This is a genomic window from Micrococcus sp. 63XJN7_8_ISO-PGPR-S23-253 (assembly GCF_056173425.1).
The window spans coordinates 1,576,203-1,600,292 of the sequence record NZ_CM149673.1 but is presented as its reverse complement, the minus strand read 5'-3'; the positions used below and the strand labels follow the sequence as shown (position 1 = coordinate 1,600,292).

Here is a 24,090-nt window from a genome sequence, read left to right as displayed (position 1 = left end):
CGAGCCGTCCGGTCCTGGGTATTCCGCCGGGTCCGACACGGCAGACTGGTCCCATGAGCCCCGCCTTCGACGCCGGTCGCCTCGCCCACACGGACGTCCTCACCCTGCAGCAGGTGACGAGCTTCCTGTCCAACGACATCCAGGTGACGGACCCGGACGGGCGCACCGTCGTCTCGGTGGTCACCACGGGCGGAGGGCTGGGCCGAATGCTGATGGGGAACCGCAGCTTCGACGTGGTCGACGGTGACGACGGCCGCGTGCTCTTCCGCCTCGCCGACCCGGCCACGTTCGGCCGCGACCGCTTCGCGATCCTGGACGCCGACGGGCTGCCCCTGGCCCACCTCGTCCGCCAGTTCGCGTTCCTGCGGACGTCCGTGAACGTCGAGGTCGTGGACGGCACGTGCTTCGCGGTGACCGGCGACCTGTGGGACCACGACTACGCCATGACCGTGGGCCAGCAGCCGATCGCCCGCGTGACCGCGCGGTTCGGAGGGGTCATGAACGCCCTGGCCGGGCGCTCGCGGTACGAGATGCGCCTGGACCCCGGCATGCCGCCCGTGGTGCGCTGCGCCGTGCTCGGCACGGCCATCGCACTCGACCTGATCCGGGCCAAGGACCGGCGCAGCAACAGCTGAGTCCGCCGAGCGCGCGGCTGTCTCGGCGGCGCCTCCGGGGCGTGCCTTGACGTCTCCCATAGGATTCGACGGTGGACTTCGGAGCGTACGGACGGCTGTTGCAGGACCCTCGGATCCGCCATCTGCTGGCGGTGGGGTTCATCGCCCGCTTCCCGCACACCGCGGCCGGGGTGATCCTCACCCTCCACGTGGCGCTCACGCTGGGCCTGGGCTACGGCCAGGCCGGCCTGGCCGGGGCGGCGATGACGCTGGGCATCGCGGTGGGCTCGCCGTGGCGGGGCCGCGTGGTGGACGCGAAGGGGCTGCGCCGTGCACTGCTGCCCTCCGTGATCGCGGAGGCGGTGATCTGGCCGATCGTCCCGTGGCTGCCGTTCTGGCCGATGCTCCTGGCCGTGTTCCTGGGCGGCGTGTTCTCGCTGCCGATCTTCTCCGTGGTCCGGCAGGGACTCGGCGTGCTCACCCACGGCAAGGACCGGCAGACGGCCTTCGCCCTGGACTCCATCGTCACGGAGACGATCTTCATGATGGGCCCGGCGCTGGGCGCCGTCGTCGCGGCCACGTGGTCGAGTGCCCTCGGCCTGACCATCGTGGGCCTGTCCAGCGCGCTGGGCGGCATCCTGCTGATGTGGTTCAACCCGCCCACGCGGTCGAGCCAGCTGGCCGTCGTCGGGCCGGCGACCGAGGACCCGTACACCGAGGAGCAGGACCGTCAGGAGGCGGTCGCCCAGGCGGTGACCGCCGCGCCCATGCACGTGGAGATGGCCGCCCCCAGTCTGGCCACCGGCGCGCTGCCGGCGATCACCGAGGCCATTCCGATCGTCACCGGGGCGCTGCCGGTGATCGCGGCGGACGGCTCCGGGCCGACGACGACGGCGCCGCGCCGGGCCGAGCGGCTGCGGCAGTGGCGGCGGACCCACTTCTCCTGGGTCGGGTCGGAGGTGCTCGGCGTGCTCGTGGTGTCGATGGCGGCCGGGATCGTCATGGTCGGCACCGAGGTCTCGATGGTGGCCGAGCTGGAGTCCCAGGGCGCTGCGGCGTCGGTGGGTCTGGTGTACGCGTTCTGGTGCGGCGCCTCCGCCGTGGGCGGGCTGTTCTACGGGGCGTGGGGCCGCCAGGTGCACCCGTACCTGCTGATGGCGCTGTTCGCCGTGGCGACGGTGCCGCTCGCGCTCGTGGACGGGGTGTGGGCACTCGCGCTGGCCTCGATCCCCTCGGGCCTGCTGACGGCGCCGACCCTGGCATCGGCCTCGTCCCGGCTCTCCCACCTCGTGGTGGAGGAGCGGCGCGGCGAGGCGATGGGCTTCTACGGCTCGGCCATGACCGCGGGCGCCGCGATGGGCGCCCCGCTGGCCGGCGTGTTCATCGACGGCGTCGCCCCGCCCGCCGGCTACGTGTTCGCGGCGGCCGCGGGCTTCGTGCTCGTGCTGCTGGCCGTCCTGGCGACGGTGATGCGCGGGCGGCGCGGCGCCTAGGACGCGCAACGGCCCTCACCTGCTCAGCACGATTCGTTGACAGAATCGCAGGACTTCTTATGCCACAGCTTTCCCTAAGGTATAGTCAAGGGTGCTTAAGGAGGGTGAAAAATGTCGCTGTCCATCCCTGGGGTACCTGACTGGCTTTGGAGATCATCATGGGGATTTGCTCTCAGTCAGAAGCGACGTCGCTTGGGTTATATGGGCGAGAGCCCGCTGTATTTCAACTTTGATAGATACGAAAGTAGCCCGTATGCGTGCTGGACTCCTTTCTCCCGGGATTCGCGGACGCCCCCGTCGGACTGGATCAATGACTTGGCCGAGTGGTCAGCAGAGAATAATGGGGCACCATACGCCGAGGATGGGCGGGATGGGTGTCACCTCCAGTTTCATCTAAAGTCGCCCGCATCTTTTGCATTAAAAGCAGTAGAAGTCGAATACTATCGAATGGGTGTGATTAGTGGATCGGTTTACGAAAGTGGGCAGCCAAACGGGCGTGGTGGTGGCTCAGAAATTCCGACCGCGGTTCAAGAAGCCATCTTGGGCCGGGTGCCGGCGAACGGAAAGGCCTCCGTTGCTCGCGCGCGGGATCTGAGGCCGGCCTCGGAGGGGGCCCGTAGTGGTGACCGAGTGATCCATCCTGCAGTTGGAACGTCGCATGGGAGCCGCCTCGACCTTCATTTGTCTGTACAGGCAACAGAGCCGGGCTGGTATTTCTGGCGCCCAATTGTGACGCTTGAAATTAAAGGATCTCAATATAAGTGCGTCGTGAGTTATGACGGAAGAGTGAATGGGGACGAGCCCTTTTCTTTCTTTTGGGATCCTGAGGTGGACCGTTACATACGGGACCAAGACCAGTGGGACCCGAGGGAAGATGTGCCTTGGGTTTTGGGGACCAGGACTTAGAGTTGTGGCTGACATCGCTCACGAACCTGTCGGCCTGATGCTGGCGCGCGAAATCGGCTAGACGCATGTCCGCGGGGACGAGCTAGGACGCGCCGCGAGTATGCTCGCCCGTTTCTCGCCTAGTGGCTGAGTCTTCCAACAACGTGCCGGTTGGCGAGGCCGCCCTGAGCCCCGTAGACCCATTGTTGGCAACGCGAATCTGACGGAATCACGGGAAAGAGCGGCGGGGGGCCTCGACAGGGGGCGGGGCTCAGGCCAGGAGCTCGTGGATGCGGCGCATCAGCACGGCGGTGAGGTCCGCGTCGAAGTCCGCGGTGGAGGAGTCCATGAACAGGTGCCGGTCCGTGTCGTACTCGAAGAGGTCGGCGGGGCGGTCCGGGTGCTCGGCGGTGGCCGCGTAGGAGCGGGCGGTCTCGAGGTCGCCCTCGAGGGCCCAGGGGTCGCGGGTGCCGAGGTGGATCTGCAGGGCGGTGTGGGGCTGCCAGAGCGGGGCGAAGGCGTCGAGGGGCAGGGCGCCGGCCATGGCGATGCACGCGCGGAAGCCGGGGACCACCTGGGCGGCGCGCCAGGCGGGCATCACGCCCATGCTGATGCCCGCGACGACGGAGGCCTCCTGGTGCTCGGCACACGCCCGCATGCCGCGACGGCCGATCTCCTCGAAGCCGATCTGCTCGGCGTGGGAGACACCCTCGTCCACGGTGGCGAAGGTGCGGCCGTCGTAGAGGTCAGGGGTGTGGACCGTGTGACCGCCGCTGGCGATCTGGTCGGCGAGCGCGCGCACGCCGTCCGTGAGACCGAGGGCGTGGTGGAAGAGGATGATCTGCGCCATGGGTCAGAGCGTAGACCGCGGTGAGCGGCCGGCCCAGAGTGCGGGTGGGTGTTCGGGGGCGAAGAAGAGAGGTGGCTCGCGTGTCTCGCCACACGTAGGTTGGCGCGCATCGCGGCAGATCGGAGAGAGCCATGCGGCTGAGACGCTGGGTCCCGCTGGCCCTGGTGGGTTTTGCTCTGCTGGCCTGTTGGATCAACTGGCCGGGCCCTTCGGGGCGTGGGCCGTGGGGGAGTGCTGTGTCGACCCTGCTGGTCGCGGGGGCGCTGATCGCGTGCATCGCGAGCGCAGTTCTTGCCCGATCGGTGTCGGCTGCGATGGTCGCCCTGGTCTTCTCGGCGGCGGCCCTGGCGGGGTCTCTCGTGACGCAGGCGCCGGGTTCGGTGCCCTGGGTTCTCATTGCAGCACTCCTTCCGGCGCGTGCTGTGATGGGTGGGGACAGGGCCGCGCGCGAGGCATGAGCGGGCAGCGGTCTCCTGGCTCCCTCCGTCCTGCGACTTTCAGGACAACATCGCCGGACGACGCCGCGGCCGAGAGGTCGCCGTCCTCTGACGACGTCCGGCGACGAAGGGGCGCCACGTCTGGCTGCTCCCGGCGGGCCCGTCCGCTGGGGTGACACGGGCATCGCCGACGGTGCGGTCACGCCGGGGCGGGAGACGCGAGCTGGCAGGGCATCCCGGGCTCGGGGACGTCGGGACTGATGTGCACGGCCCGACCCGGCAGGGGCTCGACCTCGGTCAGCCGGGGCCAGACGAGCCGGTGCTCGGCGTTCGTCCCGGCCGGAACGAAGAATCGATGGGGCAGGTGCAGCAGCAGCCGGCCCGTCGCCAGCTCGCGGCCGCCGAACACCGCCAACCGCAGCCCGGCGGCGGCCGGACGGCCGAGCCAGTCGTGCACGTCCTCCTCGACCGTGCGGTAGGTGTCCCCGACGCGCAGGCCGGACCACGCGTTCCAGCCCGTGATCACCGCTGTGCCGCCGGCGGCCGCGAGCTCGTGCAGGCGGTCCAGGACGACCTCCCCGGCCCCCTCGACGTCCGGGGTCAGCACCGGCAGCCCGGACCGCGTGGCCGACGCGGCCTCTCCGGTGCCGTCCAGCACAGCCACCGGCCGGCCGCTGCGCATCGCCACCTCGACGACGGCGGCCAGCGTCTCCGCGCGACCTCCCGCGGACTCGACGATCCACGCGGTGCGTCCCTCCGCGCCGGTCGGCCACCGCCACGGACGGTGCCGGCCGTGGGCCGCATCGTCGAGCAGGGCCAGGGCCGTGGCCTCCGCCCGGCGAGCGCGGTCCGGCACCCAGCGTTCCGGCAGGGCGGGGGTGACCACGGGCGGAGGTGTCGGCCAGTCACCCGCCGCGTACTTCTCCACCAGGACCGAGACGACGGCCTCCCAGGGGGCGACGACCGGGGTGGCCGCGGCCTCGCCCAGCCGTCGCCACACGGGCGTGCCGCCGTCGACCGTCCATTGGGACGCGCGGAACGAGACCGGCGGGCGCCCCGCCGTCGAGAGGATCGCGGAGCCGGGGCGACGCGGGTCGAGTCGGGCCGCGGCGGCCGTGCCCACCAGGTCCCACGACTCCTGCTCCGTCGCGGTGCGCAGGGCGATCGTGCTGCCCAGGTTCGAGCGCAGGTCCGAGCCCACCGCACCCGTGGCCCGCTGCGTGGCCAGGATGAGGTGGAAGCCGAGGGAACGGCCCGTGGCGGCCAGACGTTGCAGGACGACGGCCGCGTCCGGGTGGTCGTCCACGAGCACGCGCAGTTCGTCGATCGCCACGACGAGCCGAGGCAGCGCCGCGTCCGGATGGCGACGGCGGAAGCTGGGGTAATCGCTGACCCCGGCCTCCGCGAAGAGGGCCTCGCGGCGGTGCAATTCCGCCCGGATGGCGCTCAGCGCCCGCAACGAGGCCGCTCCCACGTGGTTGGTCTCCAGGCTCATCGTGTGGGGGAGCGCGCCCAGCGGACCGAACGACGCGCCGCCCTTGAAGTCCAGCAGCAGGAACGCGACCTCGGCCGGTGGGTGGTGCGCTGCGGCCCCCAGCAGGAGGGACAGCAGGAGATCCGACTTCCCGGATCCCGTGGTGCCCGCGATGAGCAGGTGCGGACCGTCGGCGGCCAGGTCCATCTCGACGACGCCCGTCTCGTCGCCGCTCCGGGCGAGGGTCACGGTGAGCCCGTCGACGGCGTCGCGGTCGCCCACCTGCCCTGGCGGTGTGAGCGTGCCGTCCCCGTCGTCGGTGGGCAGCAGGCCGAGGTCCACGACGTCGTCGGCCAGCTCGGTCAGCCAGGCGAGCAGGGTGCCGTCGGCGAGGCCGTCGGCGGCCACGTCCTCGAAGCGCTGCTGTTCGGCCGGGACCACGACGGTGCACCCGCGCAGATCGACGACGGTGTCCCCCGGCGCAGGCGGCGGCCCGGTGAAGTCGTACCGCGTCCAGGGCAGATCCGTCCGGGCCGTGGCCATCGTCCCCGCGTCGTCGCCGATGGCGGCCCGCCACGCTCGCCACGCCGGATCCAGTGCCCCGTCCTCAGGGGCCGTCACCAGCAGCTGCGGGCCGGAGGCGCCCGACCACCAGGTGCGGCGGACGCCACCGGCCTCGACGACGAACGCGCCATCGGCCGCCACCGCGTGCCGCAGGAGCTGGAACACCGCCCACCGGCAGGCCCCGGCCACATCGCGCGGTGGCCCGGCCACGACGGCGCGCGACTCCGGCGGTGACGTCGTCATCACGGTGCGCCGCGACGTGACGGCCTCCACCCATGCCTCGTCCGGGTCGTCCCGCGACAGGGACAGCGCCCCGACGCCGGAACCCCACGAGACCGCCACGGCCTCGTCGGCGCCCGCTGTCAACCCGAAGCGGTCCGTCGCGCGGGAGCGGACGGCGCGGGCCACCGCACCGGGGCTCAGTGCCGCCCGAGCCCGCCGACGCACGACCGCGTCCGCGCGGGCGGCGAGCAGCCGCGCATGCCGCAGCCGGGTGCGGCGCTGCATCGCCAGCATGACCAGCGCCACCGTCACGGACAGCACGCCGAACAGCAGGAACATCGGGTTGCCCATCATCAGGACCAGGGCGACCCCGAGCACCAGCGGGCCCAGGGCCGCCACCAGCGGGATCACGACGGACTGCCGGGCCGGTGGGGATCCGAGGTCGACGGTGGGCGGCTCCGGCGTGATCGGCCGTGGCAGGGCGGCCCCGGGCCCGCGGACCAGACCCAGGGCGGTCCGGCCCACCGGGAGCGGGCTCCGGCCGCCCCACAGGCGTCCGGTGCCCCGAGGGCCGTCGTGGATGTGCAGCCCGGTGGGCGCGAGCCGCAGACGCATCGGACGCGACGGGGCAGAGGGGTCGTCCAGCAGCAGCCGCGCCCCACCGCGTCCCACGCTCAACCCGTCCTCCCCGAGAGGGACGAGGCGGCCGGCGTCGGGTCCGTGCTCGGTGACCACCGCGAGCTCCGGCCCCCGGGCCGGTGCACTCCCGACCCGTTCCGCGTACGTCACGCTGCGCGGCCCGGCAGCGCACCGGCGCAGCGACCGGGCGGGAAAATGTTCCCGCACCGCCCGGTCCTGCTCGTCCGCGTCGGCGGGGAAGTGCTCCACCCGCCATGTCTCGGGAGCGGCTCCGCCCAGGATCCGTACGCTCCAGGCCATCCCCGCCCCTCCCTCCTGAGACCGGCGACCGGCCCGTCCGGCCGCCTGGGGACGACCCTGCCACGGCCTGATGGCGGTTCGGGCGGCCTGTGGACAACTCCCCGTCGAACGGGTCCGCCGCCACGTTGTCCACAGTCATGGTGTCCTGGACCACACGCGACGACGGAACGGGGTATCTTCCTGATCGAGACGTGTGCGGCGCTGGGGATGGCGCCGAATCGGGCACAGGAGGGACACATGGATGCGGTGCGCATTCTCGAGGACGAGATCCGGGAGATCGTCCGGCGGCAGGGCATCGACCCGCAGCGTGAGCACGCCCGGGTCCTGACGCTCATCCAGGACGCGGCCGCGGACTACGAGTCCCGCGCGATGGTCAGCTCGCTGCCGGACCTGGAGGATCCCGTGGCGGCGCGGCAGGACCTGTTCGACCGCATTGCGGGCCTCGGGCCGCTCCAGCGGCTCATGGACGATCCCTCCGTGGAGGAGATCTGGCTGAATGCGCCGGACGCCGTCTACTGCGCGCGGTCCGGCCGCTCCGAGCTGACGGGCATCGTCCTGACCGAGGAGGAGGTGCAGGACCTCGTCGAAGTCATGTTGAAGTCCTCGGGCCGGCGGCTGGACCTGTCGATGCCGTTCGTCGACGCGGCCCTGCCGGACGGCTCGCGCCTGCACGTGGCCATCCCCGACATCACGCGGCGGCACTGGGCCGTGAACATCCGGAAGTTCATCGCCCGGGCGCGCCGGCTGGACGACCTCGTCCGGGGCGGTTCCCTCACGCCGACGGCGGCCCGCTTCCTGGACGCGGCCGTGGACGCGGGCATGAACATCCTCGTCAGCGGGGCCACCCAGGCGGGCAAGACCACCCTGCTCAACTGCCTGGCCTCGGCCATCGGCCCGCGGGAGCGGGTGATCACCGTGGAGGAGATCTTCGAGCTGCAGATCCCGGTGCGCGACGTCGTCGGGCTGCAGTGCCGCCAGCCGAACCTGGAGGGCCACGGCGAGATCCCGCTGCGCCGCCTCGTCAAGGAGGCGCTGCGGATGCGCCCGGACCGCCTGATCGTCGGCGAGGTGCGCGAGGCCGAGGCACTGGACATGCTCGTCGCGCTGAACTCCGGCCTGGCCGGCATGTGCACGATCCACGCGAACTCGGCTGCGGACGCGCTCACGAAGCTCTGCACGCTGCCGCTGCTGGCAGGGGAGAACATCTCCCGGGACTTCGTCGTCCCGACGGTCGCCACGTGCATCGACGTCGTCGTGCACTGCGAGCGCGACCGTCAGGGTCGCCGGCGGGTGCGGGAGATCCTCACCGTCGGCTCACGGGTGGAGGGCGGGGTCATCGAGACGTCGGCGCTCTTCCAGCGCGACACCGAGGGCGACCTGCGCCTCAACGAGGGTGCGAACCTGGAGTTCGAGGCGCTCGCCCGTCGCGGCGTGGACGTCCACGAGCTGGTGGGGCTGCGCTGATGGCCGCGCTGCTGGGGCTCGCGCTCGGCTGCGGCCTGTTCCTGCTGTGGTGGTCCCTCTGGTCCCCTCCCACGGAGAGACCCGAGGCCGCCCGCACCGACTCGCGCCTGCGTGTGCTGATCGCCCAGTCCGGCATCCAGCGCCTCAGCCCGGCCGGCGTCGTGTCCGCCATGGCCGTCGGCGGTCTCGTGGTCGGGCTGATCGTCCTCTCGCTGACCGGAACGTGGACCATCGCCGCGTGCTTCGCCGTCTTCGGGGCGGCCGTGCCCTGGCTGCTGCTGTCCTGGCAGGTCCGTCGACGGTCCACGGCACTGCGCGAGCTGTGGCCGGACGCGATCGACCACGCCCGGTCGGCCATCCGCGCGGGCCTGACTCTCCCGGAGGCGCTCATCCAGCTCGGGGAGACCGGGCCGGAGGGGCTGCGCGAGCCGTTCCAGCACTTCGCCCGGGATTACCGGGCCGGAGCCCGCTTCGTGGACGCTCTGGACCGGCTCAAGGCCCGGATGGCCGACCCCGTCGCGGACCGCCTGGTGGTCTCTTTGCGCCTGACCCGCGAGGTCGGCGGCGCCGACATCGGCCGTCTGCTGCAGACCCTCTCCGAGTTCCTCCGGCAGGACGCCCGCATCCGTGCCGAGCTCGAGGCCCGGCAGTCGTGGACCGTGAACGCGGCCCGGTTGGCGGTGTGCGCTCCGTGGCTCGTGCTCCTGCTGCTGGGGACCCAGCCCGCCGCGGTCGCGGCCTACCGGTCCGCCGCCGGCGGGGCCGTGCTCCTCGCGGGCATGGTGGCCTCCGTCGTCTGCTACCGCGTCATGCTCCGCATCGGCGCGCTGCCCCGGGAGAAGCGGGTGTTCGCATGACGTCCGCGCTGATCTGGGCCGCGCTCTTGGGCCTCACCCTCGGGGCGGGACTGCTCCTCATCCTGGTCACCCAGCCGGTGGGCTGGCGCCCCAGCCTCGAGCAACGGGTCGAACCGCAGCTGCGCCACCACATCCCGGCCTCCCGCCTGCTCGAGGAGGAACGTGCGGGCGCCTCGCCCTGGGGAGCGTGGGGACGCATCCTCGATCCCGTGGTGCAGGCCGGGGTCGGCTGGGTCCAGCGCATCTCCCCGGGCGGGGTGGCGCTCGACCGCAAGCTGGCCGCCGCGGGGCTCGCGGTCACGTCGACGGACTTCCGCGCCCAGCAGGTCCTGAGCGCGGCCGCGGGGGCCGCCGTGGCGGCCGTCCTCGCGCTCAGCCTCACCGTCACGGGCCGCGTGCCGGTGATCACGGGGGTCGCCCTGGTGATCGCCGGCGGCATGGCCGGGTTCCTGCTCCGAGACCAGCTGCTCTCCCTGCGGGCGCGACGGCGGCGCGAGGCCATCCTCTCCGAGTTCCCGTCCGTGGCCGAGCTGTTCGCCCTCTCGGTGGGAGCGGGGGAGAGCGCCGCTGGAGCGCTCGAGCGCATCGCGGGGACGGCGCGCGGGGAGCTGGCCGGCGAGTTCCGCGTCACGCTCGCCGACATGCGTGCCGGGGCGTCGCTGTCCGCGGCGCTCAAGGCCATGGGACGGCGCGTGCAGCTGGCCCCCGTCGAACGGTTCATCGGGGGCGTGCTCATCGCGCTGGACCGCGGCACACCCCTCGCCGACGTCCTGCGCGCGCAGGCCCAGGACGTGCGTGAGATGGGTCGCCGCGAGCTCATGGAGGCCGCCGGCCGGAAGGAGATCCAGATGATGGTGCCCCTCGTGTTCGGCATCCTCCCGCTCACGGTGATCTTCGCCGTCTTCCCCGGCATCTCCCTGATGCGCCTGGGGTTCTGAAGACCCACAACTGAATAGTCCATCCGTCCACCCACCATCACCATCCACTCCGGCCGCACGGGCGGCCGGCCCACCCGAGGAGGGGACCATGCTCCACCACCACGCCATCACCGTCCTGGCCGCCCTGCGCGCCCTCATCCACGACGACGTCCGCGACGAGCGCGGCGACGTCCCCGGCTGGGTGATGATCACCCTCATGTCCGCCGTGCTCGTGGCCGGCCTGCTGGCCCTCGCCCTGCCGGCGCTCGAGGGACTGTTCAACCAGGCCATCTCCCAGGTGTCCCAGGGCGGCTGAGCATGCCCCGGGGTGCTGCCCACGGCGCGCCGGCGCCCCGCGGCGGCCACGCGGGCGTCCCCTGGCGGGACGACCGGGGCGCCGCGGTGGCCGAGTCCACCATGGTGATGACCCTGGTCGTCCTGCTCTTCGCCGCGCTCCTCCAGGCCGGCGTCGTGATCCACACACGCAACGTGATGATCGACGCCGCCTCCGCCGGTGCCCGGTACGGGGCGCTCGCGGACCGGAACCCCGAGGACGGCGTCCAACGGGCCCGGGAGCTGCTCTCCACCGGTGTGCCCGGCCAGTCCGGGGCCGACGTCGCTGCCGAGCTCACCAGCCAGGACGGGGTCCCTGTCCTGCGCGTCACGGTCTCGAGCTCGCTGCCCGGCTTGGGGTTCCTGCCGGGCCCGATCCCCGTGGAGGTGAGCGGTCATGCGTTCCGTCAATGACGTCCGCGACGAGCGGGGAGCGGCCACGGTCGAATTCCTGGGCCTCACGCTCGTGGTGCTGATCCCCGTGGTGTACCTGATGATCTACGTCTCCCAGGTCCAGGCCGCGGCGTTCGCCTCGGTCGCCGCCGCGGACCAGGCCGTCAAGGCCGTGGTCTCCGACGCCGATCACCCCAGCGCAGGCGCCGCCCACGCCACCGTCGAGCTCACGCTCGCCGACTACGGCGTGGGTGCCGGCCAGTACGACCTGACCGTCGGCTGCGACCAGGGCGGCTGTGGCACGCTCGAACCGGGCGAGGTCGTCGCGGTGCGGGTGGACGTGGCGGTCCCCGTGCCTCTCACGCCGGCAGCGTGGTCGCTGACCCCCGTGACCGTGGGCTCCGACGCCCGACAGACGGTGCCGAGGTTCTGATGCGCCGCCCCCTCACCGCTCGCCTGGGTCGCGACGACGGGCAGACCACCGTCCTCACCGTCGGCCTGTGCGCCGTGCTCGTGGCCCTCATGCTGGTCATGCTCGCGGTCACCACCGTGCAGCTGCAGCACCGTCGCCTGCAGTCGCTCGCGGACTCGGCCGCCGTCGCCGGGGCAGAGGAGCTCGGCTTCCGGCTGGGGGAGGACCCGGGAGTCGTGCTCTCCGACGGCGACGTCGCCGCCTCCGCCAGCGCACACCTCGCAGCCGTCGGCGCCCGAGAGGCCGTGCCCGGGCTCGGTGGGATGAGCGCCCGCGTGGCTGAGGACGGCACCACCGTCGTCGTCACCCTCGACGCCCGGGCCGATCTGTTCGCCATGACCGGCCCGTTCGCGGGAACACTCCCCCTGTCGGTCCCCCTGGAGGCGACGGGCAGCAGTCGCACTAGCCTGGCCCGGTGATCCGCTTCCTCCACGGCATCGGTGGCCGACCCGCCCACTTCGAGCCCCTTGCCGACGCCCTCGGCGCCGCGGCCGACCTCGCCGCCTCGCCCGCCCTGCCCGGCCACCCGGGCCCGGATGCAGGCGGCCAGGACCGCCCCCGGGCCGCACGGCCGGCGACCGACGCGGACCCCGTCCGCGACGCCGCCCACACCTGGGCGGCGCAGGCCGGCCCCGTGCCGGGGCTGCTGATCGGCCACAGCACGGGCGGAGTCATCGCGCTGCGCGCCGTCGCCGACGGGCTGGTGCGACCCCGCGCCCTCGTGGTCATCGACTCGAACGTCCCGGTGACGGACACCGCCCTGGCCGCCCGGGCGGCGAAGGCCCGCCTCGCCGCCCGCCCGGACTGGCGGGGCGTGTTCCGCGCCTCGCTTGCGCGGGACCTCCTCGTCCCGGAGTCGTGGCACGAGCGGATCCTGGCTGACGTGGACGCCACGCCGGACCATCCGATGCGCGAGCTCTGGGCCGCCGTCCTCGCCGCGGACACCCGTGCCCTCTGGGCCGGCATCACCGTCCCGACGCTGTACGTGCGCAGCACCCGGGACGTCCACCAGCGGGACCTGGACGCGGTCACCGCGCACACCACCGTCGTCGACGTCGGCCCGGGCCACTGGCCGCACGTCACGGAGCCCGAGGCCGTCGCGGCGGCCATCCGCCGCTGGCACACGACCGGCGTCCACCCCACGCGGTAGGCTGGCCGAATCATGGCTGACACTGACTTCTCCGCGGAGATCGACTCCCTGCGCCACACCCTGGCCTCCATCGAGCAGGTCTCGGACCTCGATCGCATCAAGGCGGACATCGCCGAACTGGAGCAGCAGGCCTCCGCACCGGACCTCTGGGACGACCCGGAGGAGGCCCAGAAGGTCACCTCCAAGCTCTCCCACCGTCAGACGGACCTCAAGCGCATCACCTCCCTGGAGAGCCGCATCGAGGATCTGGAGACCATGGTCGAGCTCGCCGCGGAGGAGGACGAGCCCTCCCTCCTGGAGGACGCGAACCAGGAGCTGACCTCCATCCGCAAGGCCCTGGAGGAACTCGAGGTCGTCACGCTGCTCAGCGGCGAGTACGACCAGCGCGACGCCGTCGTGACCATCCGCGCGGGCGCCGGCGGCGTGGACGCGGCCGACTTCGCCGAGACCCTCATGCGCATGTACCTGCGCTGGGCCGAGCAGCGCGGCTGGTCCACCAAGGTCATGGACACCTCCTACGCGGAGGAGGCCGGCCTGAAGTCCGTCACCTTCGAGGTCAACGCGCCCTTCGCGTTCGGCACCCTCTCCGTGGAGGCCGGCACGCACCGCCTCGTGCGCATCAGCCCCTTCGACAACCAGGGCCGCCGCCAGACGTCCTTCGCGGCGGTCGAGGTGGTGCCGCTGATCGAGTCGGACGACTCCATCGAGATCCCCGAGTCCGAGATCAAGGTGGACGTGTTCCGCTCCTCGGGCCCCGGCGGCCAGTCCGTGAACACCACGGACTCCGCCGTCCGCATGACGCACCTGCCCACCGGCATCGTCGTGTCCATGCAGAACGAGAAGTCGCAGATCCAGAACCGTGCCGCCGCCCTGCGCGTGCTCCAGTCCCGCCTGCTGCTGCTGCGCAAGGCCGAGGAGGACGCGAAGAAGAAGGAGATGGCCGGCGACGTCAAGGCGTCCTGGGGCGACCAGATGCGCTCCTACGTGCTGAACCCGTACCAGATGGTCAAGGACCTGCGCACGGGCCACGAGGAGGGCAACCCCTCCTCCGTGTTCGACGGCCACATCGACGATTTCGTGGACGCCGGGATCCGCTGGCGCGCCGAGCAGGTCAAGGCCGCCCAGGAGGACTGAGCCCCGCGGCGCGGCCCCATCGCCTGGGCCACCACGACGCCGGCCCGCACCTCCGCAGCGAGGCGCGGGTCGGCGTCGTCGTTCAGGCCCCCGCAGGGGCCTCGGGCCTGGCCTGGGAGACCGGCGCGGTGGGATGCTCGAGGCACCGGGGCGGGCGCCCCCGCGCGTCGGCCCGGCATCCGACTCCATCCCCACTCAGGAGGTCGACCAGCATGACCATGCGCGCCGCACGTTGGCACGGCAAGAAGGACATCCGCATCGAGGAGATCGCCTCGCCCACGGCCGGTCCGGGGCAGGTCCTCGTGGACGTCGCGTGGTGCGGCATCTGCGGCACGGACCTGCACGAGTACCTCGAGGGTCCGATCTTCATCCCGCCGGCCGGACACCCGCACCCGATCTCCGGTGACGCCGCCCCCGTCACGCTCGGCCACGAGATGTCCGGCACCGTCGCCGCCCTGGGCGAGGGCGTCACGGGCCTCGAGGTCGGCCAGAAGGTCGTCGTGGAGCCGTACATCGTGCGCGAGGAGGACCAGGACCGACCGGACTACAACCTCGCGCCGGACATGAACTTCATCGGCCTGGGCGGCGACGGCGGCGGCCTGGCCGAGCAGATCGCGGTGCGGCGCCGCTGGGTCCACCCGGTGGCCGACTCCGTGCCTCTCGACCAGGCCGCCCTCATCGAGCCGCTCTCCGTGGCCCACCACGCGTGGGTGCGAGCCGGCTCTCCGACGTCGGGCGTGGCGCTGATCGGCGGCGCCGGCCCCATCGGCGCGCTCACTGCGGCCGTGCTCAAGGGCAAGGGCCTGACGGTGTACGTCTCCGAGCTCTCGGAGCTGCGGCGGCAGAAGGTGCTCGAGGCCGGCGTGGTGGACGAGGCCTTCGACCCGCGCGAGGTGGACGTGCCCGCCAAGATCCGCGAACTGCACGACGGCCAGGGCGCGGACGTGGGCTTCGAGTGCACCTCGGTGGACGTGGTGCTGGACATGCTGCTGGACGCGGTGCGTCCCGGCGGCGTGATCGTCAACGAGTCCATCTGGGGTCACGAGCCCGCCGTGGCCCTGCACAAGCTGGTGCTCAAGGAGATCGACCTGCGCGGCACGATCGCGTACGCGAACGACCACGCGGACACCATCCGCATGGTCGAGGACGGCGCCGTGGACCTCGCGCCGTTCATCACCGGCAAGATCGGCCTCGACGACCTGGTCGACCAGGGCTTCGAGACCCTCATCCACCACAACGAGACGGCCGTGAAGATCCTCGTCTCGCCGACCGGCCAGGGCCTCTGAGGCTCCGGCCCGACCCCCGGACGTCCCGACGACGGCCCGCGCCCGCAGCCGGCGGGTGCGGGCCGTCGGGTCCCTGCACTGCGGCGCGTCGTCACGGATGCGTCGTCGCCTGGCGCGCCTGTGACCGGGGTCATAGACTGCATTTGAGTGAATCGTGATGAACCGAGTTGAACGTTCCAGGAGGACCGCATGACCGCCGAGCTGCCCCAGCCTCAGCCCACCGACGCCGTGATCGTGGGCGGTGCCCGCACGCCCTTCACCCGACTGCTCTCGCAGCAGGCCGACCTGCGCGCCGTGGATCTGGGCGCCCACGCGATCACGCACGCGCTCGAGCGCGCCGGCGTGGCCCCCGAGGACGTGGACATGGTCTACATGGGTCAGGTCGTGCAGGCCGGCGCGGGGCAGAACCCGGCCCGCCAGTCCGCGCTCGCCGCGGGCATCCCGTGGAACGTCCCGGCCATGACGATCAACAAGGTGTGCCTGTCCGGCCTCACCGCCGTGATCGACGCCGCCCGTCTCGTCCGCCTCGGCGAGGCGGACGTGGTGGTGGCCGGCGGTCAGGAGTCCATGACCAACGCCCCGCACCTGCTGCCCGGCGCGCGCAAGGGCTTCAAGTACGGCCCGGCCACCATGCTCGACGCCGTCGCGTGGGACGGCCTCACCGACTCCCTGAGCCACGAGGCCATGGGCGAGCTGACCGAGTCCGGCAACGGCGAGCGGAACATCGCCCGTGCCGAGCAGGACGAGGTCGCCGCGGCCTCGCACCAGCGGGCCGCCCGGGCCCAGTCCGAGGGCGTCTTCGAGGGCGAGATCGCCCCGGTGGAGGTCCCGCAGCGCAAGGGCGACCCGCTGGTCGTCTCCCAGGACGAAGGGGTCCGACCGGACACGACCGCCGAGGCGCTGGGCGCCCTGCGCCCGGCGTTCGCGAAGGACGGCACGATCACGGCCGGCAACTCCTCGCCCCTGTCCGACGGCGCCGCCGCCCTCGTGGTGACCTCGCGTGCCTTCGCCGAGGAGAAGGGCCTGACGATCCTCGCCACGGTGGGCGCACCCGGCCAGACCGCCGGCCCGGACAGCTCGCAGCTGCACTCGCAGCCCTCCGACGCGATCAACGCCGCCGTGCGGAAGCAGGGCTGGGACGTGGCCGACCTCGACTTCATCGAGATCAACGAGGCGTTCGGCGCGGTGGCCGTGCAGTCTCTGCGCGACCTCGACTACCCGCACGAGAAGACCAACATCCACGGCGGCGCCATCGCCCTGGGCCACCCGATCGGCGCCTCCGGCGCCCGGCTGGCCCTGCACGCCGCCCTCGAGCTCGACCGGCGCGACGGCGGCCGCGCGGCCGTCTCGCTCTGCGGCGGCGGCGGCCAGGGCGAGGCCCTGATCCTCTTCCGCTGACGGACCGCCCCTGACAGAAAGGACCCTGGACATGGCTCTCGACAAGACCGTGGCCACGCCCGCCGAGGCGGTGGCGGACGTGTCGGACGGCGCGTCCCTGGCCGTCGGCGGGTTCGGACTCGTCGGCAATCCCGTGCAGCTCATCGAGGCCCTGCTCGAGCAGGGCGCCACGGACCTGTCCGTCGTCTCCAACAACTGCGGCGTGGACGGCTGGGGCCTGGGCATCCTGCTCGGCGCGCGCCGGCTGCGGAAGATGACCTCCTCCTACGTGGGGGAGAACAAGGAGTTCGCCCGCCAGTACCTCGAGGGCGAGCTCGAGGTGGAGCTCGTCCCGCAGGGCACCCTCGCGGAGAAGCTCCGCGCCGGAGGCGCCGGCATCCCGGCGTTCTACACCCGCTCCGGCGTCGGCACCCAGGTGGCCGAGGGCGGCCTGCCCATGCGCTACGACGCGGACGGCACCGTGGTGAAGTCCTCGCGGGCCAAGCCCACGGACACGTTCGTGCTCGGCGAGGGCTACCTGAGCCAGACCCCGGACGAGCCCGAGACCTATGTGCTCGAACGCTCCATCGTCACCGACTTCTCCCTCGTGCACGCCTGGAAGGGCGACCGCCACGGCAACCTCGTGTTCCGCAAGGCCACCCGCCAGTTCGGCCCGCCCGCGGCCATGGCCGGCCGGGTGTGCATCGCCCAGGTGGAGGAGCTCGTCGAGCCCGGCGAGATCGACCCGGATGACGTGCACCTGCCCGGCATCTTCGTGCACCGGATCGTGGAGGTCGGCACGGACATCGAGAAGCGGATCGAGAAGCGCACCGTGCGCGCATCGGGGGAGGAGCAGGCATGAGCGAGCAGACCACTGAGCGTCCCCAAGGCCTGAGTCGTGACCAGATGGCCGCCCGCGCCGCCCAGGAGCTGCCGGACGGCGCCTACGTCAACCTCGGCATCGGCATGCCCACGCTGATCCCCAACCACATCCCCGCCGGGCGGTCCGTGGTGCTGCAGTCCGAGAACGGCATCCTCGGCACGGGCCCGTACCCCACGGAGGACGCCGTGGACCCCGACCTGATCAACGCGGGCAAGGAGACCGTCACCGTGAACCCGGGGGCGTCCTTCTTCGACTCCGCGCTGAGCTTCGGCATGATCCGCGGCGGCAAGATCGACGTCGCCGTCCTGGGCGGCATGGAGGTCTCCGCCGCGGGCGACCTGGCCAACTGGATGGTGCCCGGCAAGATGGTCAAGGGCATGGGCGGTGCGATGGACCTCGTCCACGGCGCCGGCCGCGTGATCGTCATGATGGACCACGTGTCCAAGGACGGGACCCCCAAGATCGTCGACCAGTGCACCCTGCCGCTGACCGGCTGCGCCGTCGTCGACCGCATCATCACGGACCTGGCCGTGATCGACGTCGTCGGCACCCCGGAACAGCCCCGCCTGGCGCTCGTGGAGACCGCGCCCGGCGTCACCGAGGAGCAGGTCCGCGCGCTCACCGGCGCGCCGCTGGACTGAGCCGACGACGCCGCCCCGCGGCCCCGGCGCACCGCCTCGGCGGGCATCGGACCGGCACGGGATAGACTGGACGGCCGCGCCCTGATCGGGGCGCGGCCGTCGCCGTGGACGCTGGAAGGACGTGAGGCCATGGGCAAGAACAGCAAGGGCAAGGCCACCAAGCAGCCGGCCCCCGGCGAGCGCCAGGTGATCGCCAACAACAAGAAGGCGCGCCACGACTACACCATCCTCGACACGTACGAGGCCGGCATGGTGCTCACCGGCACCGAGGTGAAGTCGCTGCGCGAGGGCAAGGCCTCGCTCGTGGATGGCTTCGCGGTCTTCTACCGGGACGAGCTGTGGCTCGAGCAGGTCTACATCCCGGAGTACCTCAACGGCTCGTGGACCAACCACGCCGCCCGCCGGCGCCGCAAGCTGCTGCTGCACCGCGCCGAGCTGACGAAGATCTCCCGGCAGATCCAGGACCCGGGCCTGACCATCGTGCCGCTGTCCCTGTACTTCCTGAACGGGCGCGTGAAGGTGGAGATCGGCGTCGCGCGCGGCAACCGCGAGTACGACAAGCGGCACAAGCTGCGCGAGCAGCAGGACAACCGCGAGGCCCAGCGGGCCATGCGGATGCGCAACCGGCGCGCCGGCGTGGCCTGAGCGCGGCGGGCCCCTTGGGAATGCTCGGGGGGCGTGCTACGTTGTATCTCTCGCAGGCCCGGTTTCAGGACCGGCGGGCTCCGTGCCCTCCGTCTGCAGTGGTGATTGACAACCTCATAGAGGAGTCGCCCCCCCTGGGGCCGATCGGTTTCGACGGTGTGTGTCGCGTCGGGAGAAGCGGGCCGAGGATGCAGAGTCATCTCGTCAAACGCTCTCTGCAAACCAATAAGTGCCGAATCCAAGCGCACTGACTTCGCTCTCGCTGCCTGATCAGTGATCGAGTCCGTCACCCCGAGGTCGCTGTCGCCTCGGATCGTGGCGTCAGCTAGATAGCCACTGGGCGTCACCCTCGCCGGGGGTCGTGACGCCGACATCAATCCGGCTGGGTCCGGGTTGGCCGCCCGTCTGCGGGACGGCCAGGACCGAGCAACACCCACAGCAGACTGCGCCCGGAGAAGACCCGGCAACACCTCATCGGACGCGGGTTCAATTCCCGCCGGCTCCACTCACCACAACGGGAAGGCCCCGGAATCGTCACGATTCCGGGGCCTTCGTCGTGTCTGCGCCCAGTGTGCGGCGGCCCGCCCCTCAGCCGGCCAGGACCGCGTGCAGGCCCAGGCCGGCGCCCCAGCCGACGACGACGGCCACCAGCCCCAGCCCCAGATGCGCGGCCCACAGGCGGGCGGCCGCGCCCCATCGACGGGCGAGCACGGCGTCGGCGGCCTCCGCGGCCACGGTGGACCACGTCCCCAGGGCGAGGCAGAACCCGGACACCACGGCGGACACCGCCGCGACGAGCATGAGCCCCTGCCCGTCGCCCCAGCCCCCGGACGCGTCCACCAGCTCCGGCACGGCCAGGCCGACGGTGGCGCCGAGGAGCAGGGCTGCCGTCGTGTTGGCGGTGAGCAGACCCCGGGGGCCGAGCCGGTCGGTCAGGCGCCCGCGCGCCAGGGCGCCGAGCGCCCCGCCCGCGGCGAGGCAGGCCAGGAGGGCCACCTGGAAGAGAGCGAAGACCTCGTATCCCGCGCCGCTCATGCGTCCTCCTCCGAACGATCCGTCCCGACCACACGCGACCCCGGGGCGCCCCCGGCGCGCAGGCCGAGCACGGCCGCCGCCGTCGAGAGCGCAGCCATCAGCGCGAGCACCAGCAACACCGATGCCGCCGCGGTGAGGATGCCACCCGCCCCGGACGCCGCGGCGCCCAGCCGCACCGGCCACAGCACCAGGGCGACGGCGCTGGAGATGGTGGTGACCGCACCGAGGAAGCCGGTTCCCAGCCCCGCCACCAGGCGGGGACGCCAGTCCGGCCCGCGGCGTCGCGAGGCCGCCCACAGCAGGCCGAGCAGGAACGAGCCGAGCACGTTCACCACGAACAGCGGCAGGGCCTGGACGAGCACGTCGACCGCCCCGAACGCGGCGCCGAACGTGCCGCGGAAGTTGGGCGCCCCGGCCAGCGCGGTCACCGCGTTCATCACCCCCGCACCGCACAGCACGCCCGCGGCACCGCCGAGGGCCACCGCACCCGCAGTGCCGGGCCGGCGATCTGTCCCGAGCCCGCCCCTCCGGTCGGCCGTCGGCTCCCCCCGCGCGGCCATCAGGCGCCGTCCTCGGTCTCGTCACCCGTGCGCAGGCGGGCGAGGACGTCGTCGTGGAGCAGGCCGTTTGTGGCCAGCGCGTGCCCGCCGAACGGGCCGTCCTCGCCGTCCAGTGAGGTGAAGCGGCCGCCGGCCTCGCGCACGATCGGCACCAGAGCGGCCATGTCATGCAGCTCGAGCTCGGGCTCGGCCGCGATGTCCACGGCGCCCTCGGCGACGAGCATGTAGGACCAGAAGTCGCCGAAGCCGCGCACGCGCCACACGTCCGAGGTGAGCTGAAGGAACGCGCGGATCGAGCCGCGTTCGCGCCAGCCCTCGATCGAGGAGAAGGACAGCGACGCGTCCTCGACCCGATCCACGCCGGACACGGTGATCCGCTGAGCACGCGTGAGCGAGGTGCCCGCGAAGGCGCCCTGGCCGGCCGCGGCCCACCAGCGACGGTGCAGGGCGGGGGCGGAGACGACGCCGACGACGGGCTCGCCGTCGATCAGCAGCGCGATGAGGGTGGCCCACACGGGCACGCCGCGCACGAAGTTCTTGGTGCCGTCGATGGGGTCGACCACCCACTGCCGGCCGGAGCGGCTCAGAGACCCGCCGAACTCCTCACCCACGATGCCGTCGCGCGCCCGGGCACGGGACAGGGTCGAGCGGATGGACTCCTCGGCGGCGCGGTCCGCATCCGTGACAGGGGTGAGATCCGGCTTGGTGCTGACCTCGAGGTCCTGGGCCTTGAACCGGGACATCGTGATCGAGTCCACGTTGTCCGCCAGCATGTGGGCCAGCCGCAGGTCCTCCGTGAGGTCGCGGCCGCGGGTCGCAGGGTTCTCAGGTCGCTCCATGCCGCCCACGCTATACCGCGCGGGCCGCCTCAGTCCTCGGACGACGCCGCGTCCTCCGCCCCCGAGGGGGCCAGCCGGTTGCCGAGCAGACGCCGCAGCGAGGCCAGGCGCGCCGCTCCCGAGGGGCCGGCGTGGCCCGCGGCCACCCATGCATCCAGGCCGCAGCCGGGGGAGTCGGCGGTGTGGGTGCAGCCGCGCGGGCAGTCCGCCAGTCCGCCGGCGAGGTCGTCGAACGCCTCCACCACGCGGTCCGGCTCGACCCAGCCCAGCCCGAAGGACCGGATGCCGGGGGTGTCCACCACCCAGGTGTCCGGCAGGGGGGCGCCGTCGTCGCCCGTCAGCGGCAGTGCGAGCGCGGACGAGGAGGTGTGCCGGCCCCGGCCGGTGACGGCGTTGACGTGGCCGGTGGCCCGTTCCGCGCCGGTGAGCGCGTTCAGCAGCGTGGACTTGCCGACACCGGAGGGCCCCACGAACGCGCTGGTGTGCCCGATCAGCCGCTCGGCCACCCGGGCCACGAGCGAGGTGTCCAGGGCGGTGTCCCCGGTCTCGGCCTCGAAAGTCGCCGCACCGGAGGTCATCACCTCCAGGTCCAGCGCCTCGTAGTGCGCCACCAGCGCGTCCGGATCACGCAGGTCGGTCTTCGTGATGAGGAGCACCGGGTGGATGCCGGCGTCGTAGCAAGCGACGAGGGCGCGGTCGATGAAGCCGGTCCGGGGCTCCGGATTGGCCGCGGCCACCATGATCACCAGCAGGTCGGCGTTGGCCACCACCACCCGCTCGACCTCGTCCGAGTCGTCCGCCGACCGGCGCAGGACCGTGCTGCGCTCCTCGACACGGATGATGCGCGCGAGCGTGCCCTCGTCCCCGGAGAGGTCCCCGACGACGGCCACCCGGTCGCCCGTGGCGATCGGCGTGCGGCGCAGCTCGCGGGCGCGCATCGCCGTGATCCGCTCGTCCAGGCGCTCGGGCAGCACCACGGCGTACCGACCGCGGTCCACCGTGGTGACCATGCCGACCTGCGCGTCCTCGTGCTTGGGCCGCTCCTTGGTGCGCGGGCGGGTGCCGCGCTTGGACGGGCGCACCCGGACATCGGACTCGTCCCACGCCGAGGGATCGAGGCGCCGGGCCATCAGCGGGCCTCCTCGGCCGCATCGCCGGGTGCCACGAGCGCGGTCCACAGTGCGGGGAAGTCCGGCATCGTCTTCGCGGTGGTCGCCACGTCCACGACGCCGGTCCCCGGCACGCGCAGGCCAACGACGGCGGCGAAGGTCGCCATCCGGTGGTCGTGGTAGGTCTCGAGGGCGGCCGGCGACAGCGGCCCCGACGCGTCCGTGCCCGGGAAGCCGAGCGACGTCTCTCCCTCGTCCACGGTGATCCCCAGGCGGGCGGCCTCGGCGGTCAGCGCGGCGAGCCGGTCCGTCTCATGACCCCGCAGATGGCCGATCCCCGTCAGGCGGGTGGGCCCGGAGGCCAGCAGGGCGAGCGCGGCCGCGGTGGGGGCGAGCTCGGCCGTGTCCGCAATCTCACCGGCGCCGGTGATGCGGGGCGCGCCGTCGTCGTGGACCGCCCCGGTCACCGTGAGCCGGCCGCGGGAGCGGTCCGTGCGGTCGACCGTGAGCGCCACGCTCGCCCCGAACTGCGGCAGGATCCGTCGCCAGCGGTCGCCGATCTGCGTCGTGCGGGTCGGCCAGTCCGGCACCGTCACGGAGCCGCCCGTGGCCACGGCGGCGGCCAGGAAGGGGCCCGCGTTGGACAGGTCCGGCTCGACGGCCGCCTCGTGCCCCGGGATGCGCCCCGGGGCCACGGTCCACGCCCCGGGACCCGTCTCCGCGACGTCCACCTCGAGCGCGCGCAGCACCCCGGCGGTCATCGCGACGTGCTCCGGACTCGGCACGGTCTCCCCGGTGTGCCGCAGCCGGAGACCGCGCGGCATCCCCGCGGCCGCCAACAGTGCGGCGGACAGGAACTGGGAGGAGCCGGAGGCGTCGACCGCGACCTCCGGCACGTCGCCGTCGGGGGCCACCGTGGCCGCGTCCGCGCGGGTCGTCATCGTGAAGGGCAGGCGCCCGGGCCCGCCCTCCTCGACGACGGCCACCCCGAGCTGGCGCAGCGCGTCCAGGACCGGGGCCATCGGGCGCAGGCGCGCGCCGGCGTCGCCATCGAAGCGGACGCGGCCGGGCCGCAGCGCGGCGACGAACGGGACGAAGCGCATGACCGTCCCCGCCAGTCCGCAGTCCACGGCGACATCCCCGGCCAGCGGCTCGCCGACCGGCATCGGATGCACGCGCAGGCCGCCGTCGGACAGGGGCTCGAACCGGGCCCCGAGCGCGGTGAGCGCCGTGCGCATCAGTGCCGTGTCCCGTGACTCGAGGACGCCGTGCAGGATGCAGGGGCCGTCGGCGAGGGCGGCGAGCACGAGGTGCCGGTTCGTCAGCGACTTCGATCCCGGCAGCCGCACGTCTCCGCGCACCGGGCCGCGGGCCACGGGCGCGGGCCAGGTCTCGGCGGCGTCGGGACGGGGGGCGGGAGAGTGCGCGGCGGCACGCGTGGGGCGGGTCACCGGACCAGCCTATCGGGCGTCGGTCGGCCGGGGTCGGCCTGTCTCGGGGGAATACCTGGAACGCTG

At 72.8% G+C, this 24,090-nt stretch carries 23 protein-coding genes and 1 other RNA gene; 17 read left to right on the top strand and 7 right to left on the bottom strand.

What is annotated here, in order from left to right:
* Nucleotides 1-53 precede the first annotated feature (53 nt).
* Nucleotides 54-635: an LURP-one-related/scramblase family protein gene (locus AC0VX4_RS07375; RefSeq protein ID WP_144824218.1), complete on the top strand. Its 582-nt coding sequence runs from the start codon at nucleotides 54-56 to the stop codon at nucleotides 633-635.
* A gap of 71 nt (nucleotides 636-706) precedes the next feature.
* On the top strand, nucleotides 707-2,107 hold the full coding sequence (locus AC0VX4_RS07370; protein WP_400268512.1) for an MFS transporter: 1,401 nt from the start codon (nucleotides 707-709) through the stop codon (nucleotides 2,105-2,107).
* Between the two features lie 1,156 nt (nucleotides 2,108-3,263).
* Here AC0VX4_RS07370 and AC0VX4_RS07365 read toward each other — a convergent pair.
* Nucleotides 3,264-3,842 (bottom strand): dienelactone hydrolase family protein, encoded by a 579-nt coding sequence (locus tag AC0VX4_RS07365; RefSeq protein WP_222959105.1) that lies wholly within the window; start codon nucleotides 3,840-3,842, stop codon nucleotides 3,264-3,266.
* 636 nt (nucleotides 3,843-4,478) lie between these two features.
* On the bottom strand, nucleotides 4,479-7,478 hold the full coding sequence (locus tag AC0VX4_RS07360; RefSeq protein WP_222959106.1) for an FtsK/SpoIIIE domain-containing protein: 3,000 nt from the start codon (nucleotides 7,476-7,478) through the stop codon (nucleotides 4,479-4,481).
* A 237-nt stretch (nucleotides 7,479-7,715) separates the two neighbouring features.
* On the opposite strand from AC0VX4_RS07360, the gene AC0VX4_RS07355 reads away from it, so the two are divergent.
* The 15 genes from AC0VX4_RS07355 (at nucleotide 7,716) to ssrA (ending at nucleotide 19,538) form a co-directional block, all read left to right on the top strand.
* Nucleotides 7,716-8,942, top strand: a complete 1,227-nt coding sequence (locus tag AC0VX4_RS07355; RefSeq protein WP_004167684.1) for a TadA family conjugal transfer-associated ATPase — start codon at nucleotides 7,716-7,718, stop codon at nucleotides 8,940-8,942.
* Nucleotides 8,942-9,799, top strand: coding sequence for a type II secretion system F family protein (locus tag AC0VX4_RS07350; protein ID WP_400268514.1), 858 nt, complete (start codon nucleotides 8,942-8,944; stop codon nucleotides 9,797-9,799). The genes AC0VX4_RS07355 and AC0VX4_RS07350 overlap by 1 nt, the downstream gene beginning before the upstream one ends.
* Nucleotides 9,796-10,737: a type II secretion system F family protein gene (locus tag AC0VX4_RS07345; protein ID WP_004167682.1), complete on the top strand. Its 942-nt coding sequence runs from the start codon at nucleotides 9,796-9,798 to the stop codon at nucleotides 10,735-10,737. Before AC0VX4_RS07350 ends, AC0VX4_RS07345 begins: the two co-directional genes overlap by 4 nt.
* 88 nt (nucleotides 10,738-10,825) lie before the next feature.
* Nucleotides 10,826-11,032: a hypothetical protein gene (locus AC0VX4_RS07340; protein ID WP_004167681.1), complete on the top strand. Its 207-nt coding sequence runs from the start codon at nucleotides 10,826-10,828 to the stop codon at nucleotides 11,030-11,032.
* 2 nt (nucleotides 11,033-11,034) lie between these two features.
* Entirely contained in the window at nucleotides 11,035-11,463 is a 429-nt protein-coding gene (locus AC0VX4_RS07335; protein ID WP_049160008.1) for a TadE/TadG family type IV pilus assembly protein, read from the top strand.
* Complete coding sequence (locus AC0VX4_RS07330) at nucleotides 11,447-11,875, top strand: hypothetical protein (RefSeq protein ID WP_250161920.1); 429 nt, start codon at nucleotides 11,447-11,449, stop codon at nucleotides 11,873-11,875. The genes AC0VX4_RS07335 and AC0VX4_RS07330 overlap by 17 nt, the downstream gene beginning before the upstream one ends.
* The gene (locus AC0VX4_RS07325; protein ID WP_004167678.1) at nucleotides 11,875-12,333 is read left to right on the top strand and encodes a pilus assembly protein TadG-related protein; all 459 of its coding nucleotides are present in this window, start codon (nucleotides 11,875-11,877) and stop codon (nucleotides 12,331-12,333) included. Before AC0VX4_RS07330 ends, AC0VX4_RS07325 begins: the two co-directional genes overlap by 1 nt.
* Nucleotides 12,330-13,064: an alpha/beta hydrolase gene (locus tag AC0VX4_RS07320; RefSeq protein WP_400268515.1), complete on the top strand. Its 735-nt coding sequence runs from the start codon at nucleotides 12,330-12,332 to the stop codon at nucleotides 13,062-13,064. Before AC0VX4_RS07325 ends, AC0VX4_RS07320 begins: the two co-directional genes overlap by 4 nt.
* Nucleotides 13,065-13,076: 12 nt before the next feature.
* Nucleotides 13,077-14,198 (top strand): peptide chain release factor 2, encoded by a 1,122-nt coding sequence (prfB, locus tag AC0VX4_RS07315; protein WP_004167676.1) that lies wholly within the window; start codon nucleotides 13,077-13,079, stop codon nucleotides 14,196-14,198.
* Nucleotides 14,199-14,416: 218 nt separating this feature from the next.
* On the top strand, nucleotides 14,417-15,484 hold the full coding sequence (locus AC0VX4_RS07310) for a 2,3-butanediol dehydrogenase (protein WP_475464676.1): 1,068 nt from the start codon (nucleotides 14,417-14,419) through the stop codon (nucleotides 15,482-15,484).
* 189 nt (nucleotides 15,485-15,673) lie between these two features.
* A complete protein-coding gene (locus AC0VX4_RS07305; protein ID WP_004167672.1) occupies nucleotides 15,674-16,882 on the top strand; it encodes an acetyl-CoA C-acetyltransferase in 1,209 nt (402 codons plus the stop codon).
* Between the two features lie 31 nt (nucleotides 16,883-16,913).
* Nucleotides 16,914-17,723, top strand: coding sequence for a CoA transferase subunit A (locus AC0VX4_RS07300; RefSeq protein WP_400268516.1), 810 nt, complete (start codon nucleotides 16,914-16,916; stop codon nucleotides 17,721-17,723).
* On the top strand, nucleotides 17,720-18,385 hold the full coding sequence (locus tag AC0VX4_RS07295) for a CoA transferase subunit B (protein ID WP_004167670.1): 666 nt from the start codon (nucleotides 17,720-17,722) through the stop codon (nucleotides 18,383-18,385). The genes AC0VX4_RS07300 and AC0VX4_RS07295 overlap by 4 nt, the downstream gene beginning before the upstream one ends.
* Before the next feature lie 129 nt (nucleotides 18,386-18,514).
* A complete protein-coding gene (gene smpB, locus AC0VX4_RS07290) occupies nucleotides 18,515-19,030 on the top strand; it encodes an SsrA-binding protein SmpB (RefSeq protein ID WP_004167668.1) in 516 nt (171 codons plus the stop codon).
* Between the two features lie 136 nt (nucleotides 19,031-19,166).
* Nucleotides 19,167-19,538, top strand: a transfer-messenger RNA (tmRNA) gene (gene ssrA / locus AC0VX4_RS07285).
* Between the two features lie 80 nt (nucleotides 19,539-19,618).
* On the opposite strand, the gene AC0VX4_RS07280 is transcribed toward ssrA, so the two are convergent.
* From AC0VX4_RS07280 to aroA, 5 genes are read right to left on the bottom strand one after another with little or no spacing between them, the layout of a single operon-like run.
* Nucleotides 19,619-20,065 (bottom strand): CrcB family protein, encoded by a 447-nt coding sequence (locus AC0VX4_RS07280; protein ID WP_145031980.1) that lies wholly within the window; start codon nucleotides 20,063-20,065, stop codon nucleotides 19,619-19,621.
* Nucleotides 20,062-20,625 (bottom strand): FluC/FEX family fluoride channel, encoded by a 564-nt coding sequence (locus AC0VX4_RS07275; RefSeq protein WP_227448619.1) that lies wholly within the window; start codon nucleotides 20,623-20,625, stop codon nucleotides 20,062-20,064. The genes AC0VX4_RS07280 and AC0VX4_RS07275 overlap by 4 nt, the downstream gene beginning before the upstream one ends.
* Nucleotides 20,625-21,464, bottom strand: a complete 840-nt coding sequence (hisN, locus tag AC0VX4_RS07270; RefSeq protein WP_036334996.1) for a histidinol-phosphatase — start codon at nucleotides 21,462-21,464, stop codon at nucleotides 20,625-20,627. The genes AC0VX4_RS07275 and hisN overlap by 1 nt, the downstream gene beginning before the upstream one ends.
* Nucleotides 21,465-21,493: 29 nt before the next feature.
* A complete protein-coding gene (gene rsgA / locus AC0VX4_RS07265) occupies nucleotides 21,494-22,594 on the bottom strand; it encodes a ribosome small subunit-dependent GTPase A (RefSeq protein ID WP_098471437.1) in 1,101 nt (366 codons plus the stop codon).
* Nucleotides 22,594-24,024 carry a 3-phosphoshikimate 1-carboxyvinyltransferase gene (gene aroA, locus AC0VX4_RS07260; RefSeq protein ID WP_145031977.1) on the bottom strand — a complete coding sequence of 477 codons (1,431 nt, stop codon included), beginning with the start codon at nucleotides 24,022-24,024 and terminating at the stop codon, nucleotides 22,594-22,596. The genes rsgA and aroA overlap by 1 nt, the downstream gene beginning before the upstream one ends.
* Nucleotides 24,025-24,090 lie beyond the last annotated feature (66 nt).